The sequence below is a fragment of the Acidithiobacillus sulfurivorans genome, assembly GCF_018853815.1.
Classification (GTDB): domain Bacteria; phylum Pseudomonadota; class Gammaproteobacteria; order Acidithiobacillales; family Acidithiobacillaceae; genus Acidithiobacillus; species Acidithiobacillus sulfurivorans.
In genome coordinates, this window is the sequence record NZ_JAAOMP010000027.1 from 20627 (window position 1) to 32371 (window position 11745).

The window sequence follows — 11745 nt, forward strand, 5'->3', positions numbered from 1 at the left end:
TTAATGATCAGGGATGGACGCGCTCATCGTGACCCTCTTTGATGAAAGCCACCACATCGTCCAGCACCGGGGCCATCCAGCGTAATGGCTTGGCAAAAGCACCAATCAAGGTTTCGTGGTTTACACCGCGATACATTTTCAACTCGACACTGACCCCCGCCCTTTTCAGCATAGTCGCCAATACTTCAGTATTCACTTTCGGATTCACCAGATTGTCATGCACTGCAGCCCCTAAAAAAGTTCGGGGAATATCCGCATTATCGGCAAAATCAATCGGCATACTATTGGGGGGATAATCCGGGTAGAAAAATATGGGGCGAACCGGTTTATAAGTAATTGGATAAAAATTGTAGGGTCCTGCCAATCCTATCCAGCCACTAAAAATATCCGGCTTGAGTCCCACTGCCTGCAGCCAGCGCGGATCCATCACCAACATGGCGGCATTATAGGCCCCTGCACTATGGCCCATGATATAAAAATCCCGGATATTGCCACCGAAAGCGGCGATGTGCTGATAAGTCCAGGCTACAGCACGTGCATTATCTCTTAAAAAAGCAGGATAACGTACCTGTGGATAAATGCGATAATTGGGTATGACCACCACCAAACCACGGGCGGCCAGAGCTTCTCCTACAAACTTGTATTCTTGCCGGGTGCCACTATCCCAGGCACCGCCGTAAATAAACAGCACCACGGGATAGCCTCCCGCCGGTTCAGGATAATCATCCTTGGGAACGGGTTCATATACATCCAGATGCCCGCGTGCCTGATGTTGATAAAGAATACCCTGAGTGACCTTATAGGTATTTGTCGGGGTAAGACGATTGATAATTTGCAACGGAGAACAGGCGGAAATAACGCCTGTCATCCCGGCAATGAATAACTTGCTCATTCTCACAGCTAAGGACATGATTGGTCATCCACAGATAACACCGACAATTTAAAAGTAAACCCAGTCTTCAGGACCTGATTGAATAACCAATCTCTCATGTATTAACCCAACGGGCCATTGGCCGTAACGATTTGTGGTTCCATGGCTGCCAGTTGCGCCAAAAGATAGTTCTGCGCCGGTTTGACAATATCACGCTGATCCATCGCCTTGATCATATCCTGTGCCAGATAATTGAATGCTGCTGTGGTAACGTGCAAGCCCTTGTGTGCTGCAGTCATGGTCGGGCCAGTGTAGGTACAGGGTCCGCCAACCACTTCGCAAACCTGTTGCGTCAGATTATATTTAAGGGCCTTGATGTTGGTATGGGCGAAATAATAATTGATATGGGGATCTGCCGCCACATAACCAACAAACGTATTAATGAGCGCTTTAACCCCGGACTTGCCACCAAAAGCATCAATATGATTTTGAATCGGCATTTTGATATCTGCCCGCTGCACCGATGCAGCACTCGGAGCGGCCTCAGCCAAAGGCGCCACGAGGCTCACAGCCAATCCTGCCATCAACACCGCAATTCCTGATCTAAAATATTTCATTAAATTCTCCTTAACACCGTTTTCAGCTTCATACAGGGAGGCAACAGCCTCAACATATAATGAATACGTATTTTTTGCGCAGACGGATGCAGCAGGATTTTTTGCATCCAGGTCAGCATATTCCACGTAATCATTGCCATAACAGAAATATGATTGACTGGCCTGAAAGAAACCACTAAGACAAGGAGTATTGGTGAAGAAGTTCATTTTAATTTTTGTATTTATATGGTTTTTTATCGGTAGCCTGGCACATTTTCTCTTTACCAGCAGCGAAGCAAAAATAATTCCGGACTACATCTCCTACCATGTTATGGATGTTTATGTAAGCGGTTTTTTTGAAATGCTCGGGGCCTTAGGATTATTATCAAAAAAGACCAGGCCCTATGCCGGGTTTGGTCTTTTTTGTTTAACCATTGCCGTGACGCCGGCCAATGTTTATATGGCAATGCATGCATCAAAATATCCAGATATAGCTCCCTGGATACTCAACGCCCGGCTCGTTTTTCAACTCATTTTTTTGTGGATGATCAGTTGGTCCAGCGATATAAGATGGCGTCTTCACTAGCAGGATGAGCAGGCAGCCATCCTGAAATATCCTTAACCGTGCTGCTGCCACCACTCGCGCGCCTTTTCAGCCGCCGTTTTTGCCGCAGCGGGATCAGTCAGCCACGCCTTGGCAAGGTCAATCAGCTGATTATTATCCTGCGCCCAAACGGCTCCACCTGCGGCCAGCAATCCTTGACGTAAAGCATTATCTGGCATTTTTGGACCCAGAATCAGCGGGCAGCCATCGGCAATGGGTTTGGCAAGGTCCACAGCTCCACCCATCAGCGTACCTCCGGGCACACAAAAATCGGCGCAGGGATAAAAAGCATCGCGAACATCAACTGTTTCTACGAAATACACCCGCGTCTTCAGTGGTACATAACTGGTAAACAGGCGGCTGTGGCGAATAGTCTGGAGATGATACTTGATCGCGTCGCGGTATACCGGTTCATAACGCTCTTCACGATCTGGGGCAAGAATCATGATGCCCATTTTCACCCGCATCAGGGACAGAAAAATTCCGTAGGCTTCGGCGTCCTCGCCTTCGTGCAAGTTGGGAAAATACACCACACAGCGTCCCCGATCCCGATATTCCTTAAAGCGTTCGCACCATTCCATACTACGCACTCCTTACCTGCGGATTTATGTATTCGAGGATCATAGGCGACCTGAAGCCATCATTCAAAAAGTGTTTTGTGATATGTTAGCAACAAGTCACTCACTGAAGAGCCTGAAACCTCTATGTTGCAAGTCCTGTTCGTGCTCTCCGAAATGGTTCCCTACTCCAAAACTGGCGGTCTGGCCGACGTCGGAGGCGCTTTGCCACTGGCCTTGCAGCAACTGGGCGTTGATATCCGGGTGCTGGTCCCCTGGTATGGCCGCCCGGATCTGAATGAAATGCACTGGTTCTGTTCGGTGAATGCGCCTTACACCCAGGAAACTGCCGAACTCTGGTTAACCCCGAACCGGCCTGGTGTTTTTTTTCTGCGTTATCCCGACTATTACGAGCGGGATGGTGGACCCTATCAAAATGCGCAGGGTCAGGATTGGCCGGACAATCCGCGCCGCTTCGCTTTGCTGAATCGAGTAGCCGTAGAAATGGCTCAGGGTCGCGTATCCGGTCTCGACTGGCGGCCCGATCTGGTCCATGTGAATGACTGGCAGACCGGCCTCGTTCCTTATTTTCTGGATCTTGAAACCCGAATAGGAAGCCCGCGACCGGCCACACTGTTCACCATTCACAACCTCGCCTATCAGGGCCGCTTTGATCCCGCCATCATGGCAGAATTACATCTCCCTGCCGAAGATTTTCATTGGCAGGGAACTGAACTTTACGGGGCTTTTTCCTTCATCAAGGCGGGCTTGATCTACAGCGACCAGATCAGCACGGTCAGCCCTACCTACGCCCAGGAAATCCAGACAGAGGTCTTTGGCATGGGACTGCAAGGTCTCCTGCAGCAACGCTCCACTCAGCTCACCGGCATTCTCAACGGGGTAGATGAAGTCCACTGGAACCCTCGTGCCGATCCTTATCTTCCTGCGCACTACAATGCCCGCAGCCTGGTTGGAAAAAGTCAGTGCAAAGCCCAACTGCAGCAAAGTCTCGGGCTTGAAGCCCAGCCCGATGTTTTTCTGCTGGGCATGATCAGTCGACTGGTAGAGCAAAAAGGCGTCGATATGGTTCTGGATATTTTGCCTGATCTCCTCCAGCGCGGGATGCAGGTGATTATTCTGGGCAGTGGCGAGAAATACTTTGAAGAGCGGCTCCAGGAACTGGCGGCTGTTCACCCGGGTCGTCTCGCCGTGCGCATCGCCTTTGACGAAGGCCTGTCGCACCGGATTGAAGCGGGTGTGGATGCTTTTCTCATGCCCTCGCGCTTTGAGCCCTGCGGCCTCAACCAAATGTACAGCTTACGTTATGGGACGCTGCCCATCGTCCACCATACCGGCGGACTGGCCGACACCGTCGTCGATGCCGGCGACTTTGCCCGGGATGAAGAACGCAACGGCTTCGTATTCAGCTTTGCACATAGCGATGATCTTCACCATGCAGTCCTCCGGGCTGCAGCTTTGTACCGGGAAAAATCCGCATGGCGGCATCTCCAGAAACAGGCCATGGCCGGGAACCATAGCTGGGAACACGCCGCCTTGTCCTACCTCGCGCTTTATCATCTGATTCTGGAGCGCCGCAAATCTGCACAGTAAATTCCGGTCTATTCATTTTGAGAAGAATCAAGCGGTCATTGGAGATCATTATCCCCACAAAAAAGCTTTTGCGTTGCACCGTAGCCATAAACCGCTACAATGCTCCGATGACTTTTTTCCCACATGCATGAGGAGTCGCACGATGTCAGGTCATTTTCCCTTTTCCGGCAAAGCCAACCGCGTTTCTGTGTTTGCCTTTTTTGAAGCCCACAACTGGAGTATTGAAGCCCAGGAAAAATACTTTGAAGAATGGTACAAATGGGCCAAGGATTACGTCATGAACGACGCCGATCTCAACGCCGCCAAGGGCGTACTTTTCGCGAGCGATCATTTCGGCACCCACGCCGATCATGACTTCCACCTGCATGGTTATGCCATTGCCACGCGCATGCTGGATCTGGGCGAACTCATCAAAGGCAGCATTTTGCCCAAGTTGGATCATGATATGCTGCACGCTCTGGAACACGATCATGAAGAATGGATTGCCGCAGCCAATGCCGTAGCGGCCAACCATCCTCGTGCCGAAGCGCCCGAAATCGGTCGTTACCGTCACGTCTAAGCCAAATAATCGGGGGCCGGATCACCGGTTCAGCCCCCGATTTTCAAATTAGCTATGGATGCCAAACACATCAAGCAGTGCTTTGCCGCGCTCCGCGCCAGCATCCCCGAACCCAAAACCGAATTGCAGTACGCCAGCGCCTTTCAGTTGCTGGTAGCCGTAGTTCTTTCCGCCCAAAGCACCGACAAGGTGGTCAATTTGTGTACGGCGACTTTATTTGCAGAGGCGCCCGATGCCTTCAGCATGGCCGCGCTCGGAGAAGAGGGCATCAAAAATCATATTCGTCGCCTCGGACTTTTCAATGCCAAGGCCCGTCATGTTCATGGACTGGCCGAGCAGCTGATTGCTCAGCATCACGGAGAAGTACCCCCAGATCGTCACGCTCTGGAAGCACTCCCCGGCGTGGGGCGAAAAACCGCCAATGTGGTACTCAATACCCAGTTTGGACAGCCCACCATCGCCGTGGATACTCATATTTTCCGGGTGGGTAATCGGATTGGCATTGCTCCGGGCAAAACCCCCCTCGCCGTAGAACAGGCTCTGCTCAAAAAGGTTCCCGCTGCTTATATTCAGGATGCTCACCATCTGCTCATCCTCCATGGCCGCTATACCTGTACGGCACGCCGCCCGCATTGTGAACGCTGCGCGCTGTTCAGTTGCTGCGCCTGGCCTGACAAGGTACTGTGGGCCCATCAAAACCAGTAGCCAGCGGCTTCGCGCGCGGTAACCGTCCAGCCGGAGAACTGCTTCAATCGGCCATTGCCGAGGCCCGCGAAAAACTCTCTGGTGAAGCCATCACTGCCGCTTTGTTTTTGTTCAGCCCTACCCTTGCTCCGGTGAGTCCTGCATTACTGCAGTCCCAGATGCGTGCACTGTCCTGCCTGCAAATTGCAACAGGGACCTTTCCGGGGGTATTTACCGAAAGAGATGCGGCATTGGGGGAAAACGCCTGTGCCGTTCTCCTCCTGAGCGCGCCGCTGGGTTTTACGCCCCAGATTCCCGACGCCGATCGGGTGACATTCAGTTGGGGAAGGCTGGAGCACCTCCAGGGCGAATGGTTGCAACAATTACCCCGCTTTGGCAGTCTCAGCAGTCGCAGCGGGCGCTTCTGGTATCAATCTAGCCCACGGAATATTCTGGAAATTGCCTTTCAGGGCATCCAGCCACTCCAAAGCGTCTGGTCCGCAGGACTGCGTACCCTAAGTGCCCCACTCCCGGTCCATCTTCAGGAAGGCAGCTTGCTGCTGCAGCTGGAACGTTATCTGGCGCTTCCCCTGCTGGCCCAGAACATTCCGGTCAGCATCCGCAAGGATAGTCGCCTGCCCTTGGAGCGCCTGCTCATGGGTGAGATTCTCGCCGATGCTGCCCCCGGTGCTCCGCCGGAATTACTGCACATTCGTGCCACCGACCTGAATCGTAGTGGGCTCTGGCTGGAAAGACCGCTGGAAGAAAATTCACGGGCCTTTCTCAGCCTGCGCGATCCGGCCATTGCCGAGCGTGACACCCGCATCGCTCTGGAACAATTATCCGCCAGCACCCAAGAGCCCGCATTTGCCTGGATTTCCAGCTCCATTGGTCGGGATGCGGCATTTTTTGGTCAGGAAGATCAAGATCTGTGTATCTGGCGCGAGCAATATCCCGATTTGCCCATGCTGGGGGCCTACGGCATGGGTGAACTGTTTCCGCATCAGCAGCGCAGCCATTTTTTGCGCTATGGAAAAATTTACACCCTGTTTTCAAGGACAGATATATGACCATAAATCGCTCCGCAGTTATCCTGTCTTTTTTGAGTTTAATGCTGATAGTCTTGACTGCTCCCGCCTGGAGCAGTACGTATCTGCTGCCGCCCCCTGGAGACAATATGGTCGGTGCTATCCAGAGCATCAGCGCCCGACATGAAGACACACTATCCGATATTGCCCGTAAATATGACCTGGGTTATGACCAGATTACCGCCGCAAATCCACAGGTGGACCCCTGGTTACCCGGTGCAGGCACACGCATCATTCTTCCCAGCGAATATGTACTGCCCGATGCCCCCCGTCAGGGCATAGTGATCAATCTGGCGGCCATGCGGTTATTTTATTATCCGCCCACCGTCTCCGGTCAGGCCCCGGAAGTCAGTACCTATCCCATCGGCGTAGGTCGCGAAGGTTGGGGGACACCCTTGGGCAAGACCCGCATTACCGCCAAAGTGGCAAACCCCAGCTGGACACCACCGGAAAGCATTCGCAAGGAACATGCAGAAAATGGAGATCCTTTGCCAGCAGTGGTTCCTGCCGGCCCCGACAACCCACTGGGACTGTTCGCCCTGCGCTTGGCTGTTCCCGGTTATCTGCTCCATGGCACCAACAAGCCCTGGGGGGTTGGCATGCGCGTCAGTCATGGCTGCATCCGCCTCTATCCTGAAAACATCGAAGCACTATTTGCAAGTGTTCCGGCAGGAACCCCGGTCCTGATTGTCGATCAACCCTGGTTACTGGGCCATGATGGCGGACATGATTACCTGCAAATTTATGGGCAAATGACTGATCGCCCTTTCGATCAGGTCCAAGACCCCTTTACAGACTGGCTCAACCAACATTTGCCCGCTGGCAAAGCCATTGATTCGCGCATTGCCCAGCGCTGGCTAAAGGCTGCTACGGGAATACCGGAACCGCTGTGAAAAGAACGCAGCGCATGTAATTATGTTGCGACTGGACAGTTTCGGGCGCTCCCGATCACGCCGGGCTAGACCACGAGATTCAGGATACCTCATTCGCGCTGGATGGGGTAACCAGCTCAAGGTCAGCGTCACCGCAAAACCCCAGGATGGTCGAGCCACCGATCATATGCTGCGTTTTTTAGCCCGGGAGTTTGATGTGCCCCCTTCTTCCATCGAAGTCGTATTTGGTCGAATGAATGTTAACAAACAGCTCAGGATACCATGCCCTAAACGATTACCATCGGTTTTTCAGATCCAAACTTCCCTATTGGAATGATAATGGCGCATACCTCTGAACCTTTCTCATCGTTCATTGCTTAATCCCATGTAAGTCATATAGTTGGATGTGCAGAGATGAAAGCGGAAGCACAGAATGGGCACTATTTGGGCACAAAAAAAACCGGCAGGCGGCTAGCCTCAATGCAACTTCTTGATTTTATTGGTGCGCAGTACTGGATTCGAACCACAGAAAAAAGTGAACACTCCTCCGCTAGAGCCGATGGCTTCACTTTGCGACCGAAAGCAAACCCCAAATGCCTTTTGTCGGGCGCCTGCATGCGTGGTAACATGTCACTAAACATGCAACCAGTGGGGGAATCATGTCATCTCTTCACACCCCAACCGACAAGGCTACCCGTCATCGCGCAAGAATGAAGGCTGCAGGTTTACGCCCTGTTCAGTTCTGGGTACCCGACACCCGCTCCCCGGAGTTCGTTGCACAAGTTCGCCATCAGTGTCTGAAACTCCATGATGATCCGACAGAAGCGGATATTTTACAGTTTACCGAAGAAGCCGCCGCGCAGATGGATGGATGGGAATGATGCAACGGGGGGACTTGGTCACGGTGTCTCTGCACGGTGACTATGGGAAACCCCGTCCCGCCGTCATTGTGCAGTCTAATCTTTTGTCGGATCTCGAAAGTGTCGTGCTCTGTCCGATCACCAGTGATCTGCGTGACGCGGTATTCCGCGTCACGATTGAGCCCAACCCAGCCAATGGATTACGAGCCTTATCCCAAGTAATGGTGGACAAGCTGGCGACCTTGCCACGGAGCAAAATCAGCACAGCATTTGGCCGTCTCGACGAGGGTAAAATGAAAGCAGTTGATCGGGCACTGCTGCTGGTGATCGGCATGGTCTAATCCGCTCCAACGATCTCCTGATTGCTTCTCAAGCACTGGCCGTCAACGCCATATTGTTATACTCACCCATTTACCTATATTATTTTGCTATAGCGATAAAGAGGATCCACCATGCACCTTGAGCGCATCACTATCAATCCCCAGCAATGCGGCGGACGGCCCTGTATCCGAGGGCTGCGTATTCGGGTACAAGACATTCTCGAACTCTTGGCGGCAGGAGCAACGACCACAGAAATCCTGGCAGATTACCCCTACCTGGAGTCCGAAGATATCGCCGCCAGCCTTCATTACGCTGCACAGCAAGCGGACCACTCCATTCTTTATGTGGCCTGATGCAGTTTTTAGTGGATGCGCAGCTACCACCTGCTCTGGCCCGATGGATCAGTGCGCAAGGTTATTCGGCCAGCCATGTTGCCGACATCGGTATGTCCAGCGCTCTTGATCTGGAAATAGTAATTTACCGAAAAGCGCGGAAAGCCCCGGCGTTCAGGCCGGGGATGGATAGCGCGGCGGCGAGCCGGCTCAACGCCGTCGAAGTCGCCCGTCCGCCAGTAAATATTTTGCCAACCTGTTACTAACACTGTATAATTATACACCATGCTGATCCAGAAAGCCGTGCGCTATCGTCTTGAAACCACACCGGAACAGGAAAACCTTCTGGCCCGCGCGGTCGGCTGCGTGCGCTTCGTCTGGAACCGGGCGCTGGCGGTGCAGAAGAGTTATCTCGATCATCAGTGCGGCACCCTGAATTATGCCGGACTGTGCGAACTGCTCACGTCCTGGCGCAATACGGAAACCTTCGGATTTCTCGCGGAATCCCCGTCGATGCCACAACAGCAGACCTTAAGACATCTCTCGCGGGCATTGAAAGACGCGTTCGATAAGAACTCGGTCAAAAAATTCCCGAAGTTCAAAAAGAAGTTCGTTCACGATAGCATGCGCTACCCGGAACCGGACCATATTCAGTTCAATCTGAAGCCGGTCGATCAGGACGGTCGCAAGGTGCTCCCCAAGATCTTCCTGCCGAAAATCGGCTGGGTGAAGTTCCGCAAGTCCTGCCTCATCGGCGGCGAAATCCGCAATGTGACGGTAAGCCGGTCGGGCGGTCACTGGTACGTCGCCATTCAGATCGAGAAAACGGTAACGGACCCGGTTCACCCGGCAACGTCCGCAGTGGGCGGCGACCGGAATGTCAAAGAGAACATCCTGGCCTTGTCCGACGGTACCCAGTTCCTGCCGGTCACCGCCTACCGGAATCTGCAAAAGCAACTGGCGCGCGAACAAAGAAAGCTCGCGCACAAAGTGAAGTTCTCAGCCAACTGGAAGAAACAGAAGGCCAAAATCACGCGATGGCATCAGCGCATCGCGGAGATTCGTAAGACCGTACTGCATCAGGTCAGCACCGCCATCAGCAAAAACCACGCGGTCGTGGTGCTGGAAGATCTGAAAGTACGGAACATGACGGCGTCTGCAAAGGGCACCGTGGAAGCACCCGGACGCCATATCCGGCAGAAATCAGGGCTGAACAAATCCATCCTCGATCAGGGATGGGGCATGCTCAAACAGATGCTGGGCTATAAGCTCCAGTGGGCTGGTGGCATGCTGCTTTTGGTGGGCCCGGCTTATACTTCGCAAACCTGCGCGGCGTGCGGCGCGGTGGATGCTGGGAACCGTAAAGGAGCCATATTTTGTTGCCTGCACTGTGGGCACGAAGCACACGCCGATGTGAATGCGGCACAGAACATCCTCGCAAGAGGATTGCAGTCAACGGCGGGGCACGCCGGGGTAGTCTGTTCTCCAGAGTAACGGGGAGTTGCATGGTCTCAAAGGGGGCCATGCAATCGAAGTGGCTGAAGGTGGGCCGCTGCTGGCAGAAAGGAATCCTCGTCCTTGGCTGAGGGCGAGGAGGATGTCAAGAAAATGGGCACCATTTGGGCACAAAAAAACCGGCACGCAGCCAGCCTCAATGTAACTCAATGATTTTATTGGTGCGCAGTACTGGATTCGAACCAGTGACCTTCGGCTTCGGAGGGCATATATGATAGTAAGGCTTGATCAGCTCAAATATACATTAATATATATTATTCAACATGATCGAATGATTTTACACAGGCACTACAGCACCATTATTACTATTTAACGTCACATAGTGTCCATTTTTCTCTTCTTTGAGTGAGAAAATATAAATATTGATATTTTGAGTATTAGCCGCGCTTTGTTGTGATTTTAAAGGAATACCAACGCCAAACCAAAAACCTCATACAAAGCCCATGATCAAAACTTCAGGCAAGTTATGGTAGTGATCGTTTGCTGCTTAAGTATCTGTTGGCGCAAATGACCTTTTGCACCCAAGCTCGACAGTTCATACTCACCATGGACATACAATTCCTTTTCCATTCATAACAGGGCCAAAGTGCTGAGCATAATTCCATGAATATGATCCAGAAGCTGATTCGTCCCGGAATTCCGGCAGTGATTTTCTCCGCGCTGCTTTTTGGTGCCAGCACCCCTCTGGCCAAAATTCTCCTGGCGTCGGTCAGCCCCTGGATGCTCGCGGCCCTGCTGTATCTGGGTTCCGGTCTGGGGCTCAGCGTGTATCGGCTGCTGCGCCGCAGTCCGCGCGTCCATTTATCGCGTGCAGACACCTTCTGGTTTGGGGCCTCCATACTGGCAGGAGGCATCATCGCACCAGTGCTATTCATGTTCGGACTGCGGGGTGCGGCAGCATCCAATGCCTCCTTACTGCTCAATGCCGAATCCGTATTCACCACGCTGCTGGCCTGGTGGGTGTTCAAGGAAAACTTCGATCGTCGGATTGCCTGGGGCATGTTCGCCATTGTGCTCGGCATGGTGCTGCTCAGCTGGCCCGGTGCCGGAACCCTGCAATTTCATATCAAACAGTTGTGGCCAGCAGCGGCCATCATTGCCGCCTGCTTTGCCTGGGGCGCAGACAATAATCTGACCCGGAAAGTCTCCTTGACGGATTCCAGCTGGATTGCCGCCAACAAGGGTTGGGTTGCGGGTAGCGTCAATCTGGTACTCGCCTTATGGCTGGGCAGCGCCGTACCGGCTCTACCGGATGCCATTGCTGCCCTGATTCTG

General features: G+C 52.9%; 16 protein-coding genes. 13 read left to right on the top strand and 3 right to left on the bottom strand.

All coding sequences use genetic code 11. From position 1 onward, the window contains the following. Positions 1-7: 7 nt before the first annotated feature. On the bottom strand, positions 8-910 hold the full coding sequence (locus tag HAP95_RS01610; protein ID WP_215882681.1) for an alpha/beta hydrolase: 903 nt from the start codon (positions 908-910) through the stop codon (positions 8-10). Between the two features lie 83 nt (positions 911-993). Then, positions 994-1695 (bottom strand): group I truncated hemoglobin, encoded by a 702-nt coding sequence (locus HAP95_RS01615; RefSeq protein WP_226832409.1) that lies wholly within the window; start codon positions 1693-1695, stop codon positions 994-996. Here HAP95_RS01615 and HAP95_RS01620 point away from each other — a divergent pair. Further along, a complete protein-coding gene (locus HAP95_RS01620; protein ID WP_215882682.1) occupies positions 1682-2053 on the top strand; it encodes a DoxX family protein in 372 nt (123 codons plus the stop codon). The two genes, HAP95_RS01615 and HAP95_RS01620, sit on opposite strands and share 14 nt — an antisense overlap. Before the next feature lie 32 nt (positions 2054-2085). Here the strand turns inward: HAP95_RS01620 and HAP95_RS01625 are convergent, their stop codons facing one another. After that, on the bottom strand, positions 2086-2652 hold the full coding sequence (locus tag HAP95_RS01625; RefSeq protein ID WP_031571260.1) for a hypothetical protein: 567 nt from the start codon (positions 2650-2652) through the stop codon (positions 2086-2088). 123 nt (positions 2653-2775) lie between these two features. Here HAP95_RS01625 and glgA point away from each other — a divergent pair, with 123 nt between their 5' ends. From glgA to HAP95_RS01685, 12 genes are all read left to right on the top strand, one after another. Beyond that, positions 2776-4239 (top strand): glycogen synthase GlgA, encoded by a 1464-nt coding sequence (gene glgA, locus HAP95_RS01630; protein WP_215882683.1) that lies wholly within the window; start codon positions 2776-2778, stop codon positions 4237-4239. Positions 4240-4381: 142 nt separating this feature from the next. Further along, on the top strand, positions 4382-4798 hold the full coding sequence (locus tag HAP95_RS01635; protein ID WP_024892945.1) for a hypothetical protein: 417 nt from the start codon (positions 4382-4384) through the stop codon (positions 4796-4798). A 54-nt stretch (positions 4799-4852) separates the two neighbouring features. Then, positions 4853-5503, top strand: a complete 651-nt coding sequence (nth, locus tag HAP95_RS01640; RefSeq protein ID WP_215882684.1) for an endonuclease III — start codon at positions 4853-4855, stop codon at positions 5501-5503. After that, positions 5482-6552, top strand: coding sequence for an FIST domain-containing protein (locus HAP95_RS01645; RefSeq protein ID WP_215882685.1), 1071 nt, complete (start codon positions 5482-5484; stop codon positions 6550-6552). Before nth ends, HAP95_RS01645 begins: the two co-directional genes overlap by 22 nt. Continuing rightward, positions 6549-7463: a L,D-transpeptidase family protein gene (locus tag HAP95_RS01650; RefSeq protein WP_215882686.1), complete on the top strand. Its 915-nt coding sequence runs from the start codon at positions 6549-6551 to the stop codon at positions 7461-7463. Before HAP95_RS01645 ends, HAP95_RS01650 begins: the two co-directional genes overlap by 4 nt. A gap of 22 nt (positions 7464-7485) precedes the next feature. Beyond that, positions 7486-7779 (top strand): DUF167 domain-containing protein, encoded by a 294-nt coding sequence (locus HAP95_RS01655; protein WP_226832411.1) that lies wholly within the window; start codon positions 7486-7488, stop codon positions 7777-7779. Between the two features lie 322 nt (positions 7780-8101). Beyond that, the gene (locus HAP95_RS01660; protein ID WP_215882687.1) at positions 8102-8323 is read left to right on the top strand and encodes an antitoxin MazE family protein; all 222 of its coding nucleotides are present in this window, start codon (positions 8102-8104) and stop codon (positions 8321-8323) included. After that, positions 8320-8643, top strand: coding sequence for a type II toxin-antitoxin system PemK/MazF family toxin (locus HAP95_RS01665; RefSeq protein WP_226832413.1), 324 nt, complete (start codon positions 8320-8322; stop codon positions 8641-8643). Before HAP95_RS01660 ends, HAP95_RS01665 begins: the two co-directional genes overlap by 4 nt. A gap of 111 nt (positions 8644-8754) precedes the next feature. Continuing rightward, positions 8755-8976 carry a DUF433 domain-containing protein gene (locus HAP95_RS01670; protein WP_215882688.1) on the top strand — a complete coding sequence of 74 codons (222 nt, stop codon included), beginning with the start codon at positions 8755-8757 and terminating at the stop codon, positions 8974-8976. Beyond that, positions 8976-9221 (top strand): DUF5615 family PIN-like protein, encoded by a 246-nt coding sequence (locus HAP95_RS01675; RefSeq protein ID WP_215882689.1) that lies wholly within the window; start codon positions 8976-8978, stop codon positions 9219-9221. Before HAP95_RS01670 ends, HAP95_RS01675 begins: the two co-directional genes overlap by 1 nt. A 19-nt stretch (positions 9222-9240) precedes the next feature. After that, positions 9241-10449: an RNA-guided endonuclease InsQ/TnpB family protein gene (locus HAP95_RS01680; RefSeq protein ID WP_215882690.1), complete on the top strand. Its 1209-nt coding sequence runs from the start codon at positions 9241-9243 to the stop codon at positions 10447-10449. A gap of 624 nt (positions 10450-11073) precedes the next feature. Continuing rightward, positions 11074-11745: DMT family transporter (locus HAP95_RS01685; RefSeq protein ID WP_215882691.1), on the top strand; the 672-nt coding region annotated here is incomplete at its 3' end.

Bases quoted from the DNA above. Each gene is read 5' to 3' on its own strand.
- HAP95_RS01610 (WP_215882681.1), bottom strand. From the start codon at position 910: ATGTCCTTAGCTGTGAGAATGAGCAAGTTATTCATTGCCGGGATGACA.
- HAP95_RS01615 (WP_226832409.1), bottom strand. From the start codon at position 1,695: ATGAACTTCTTCACCAATACTCCTTGTCTTAGTGGTTTCTTTCAGGCC.
- HAP95_RS01625 (WP_031571260.1), bottom strand. From the start codon at position 2,652: ATGGAATGGTGCGAACGCTTTAAGGAATATCGGGATCGGGGACGCTGT.
- glgA (WP_215882683.1), top strand. From the start codon at position 2,776: ATGTTGCAAGTCCTGTTCGTGCTCTCCGAAATGGTTCCCTACTCCAAA.
- HAP95_RS01635 (WP_024892945.1), top strand. From the start codon at position 4,382: ATGTCAGGTCATTTTCCCTTTTCCGGCAAAGCCAACCGCGTTTCTGTG.
- nth (WP_215882684.1), top strand. From the start codon at position 4,853: ATGGATGCCAAACACATCAAGCAGTGCTTTGCCGCGCTCCGCGCCAGC.
- HAP95_RS01650 (WP_215882686.1), top strand. From the start codon at position 6,549: ATGACCATAAATCGCTCCGCAGTTATCCTGTCTTTTTTGAGTTTAATG.
- HAP95_RS01655 (WP_226832411.1), top strand. From the start codon at position 7,486: ATGTTGCGACTGGACAGTTTCGGGCGCTCCCGATCACGCCGGGCTAGA.
- HAP95_RS01660 (WP_215882687.1), top strand. From the start codon at position 8,102: ATGTCATCTCTTCACACCCCAACCGACAAGGCTACCCGTCATCGCGCA.
- HAP95_RS01665 (WP_226832413.1), top strand. From the start codon at position 8,320: ATGATGCAACGGGGGGACTTGGTCACGGTGTCTCTGCACGGTGACTAT.
- HAP95_RS01670 (WP_215882688.1), top strand. From the start codon at position 8,755: ATGCACCTTGAGCGCATCACTATCAATCCCCAGCAATGCGGCGGACGG.
- HAP95_RS01675 (WP_215882689.1), top strand. From the start codon at position 8,976: ATGCAGTTTTTAGTGGATGCGCAGCTACCACCTGCTCTGGCCCGATGG.
- HAP95_RS01680 (WP_215882690.1), top strand. From the start codon at position 9,241: ATGCTGATCCAGAAAGCCGTGCGCTATCGTCTTGAAACCACACCGGAA.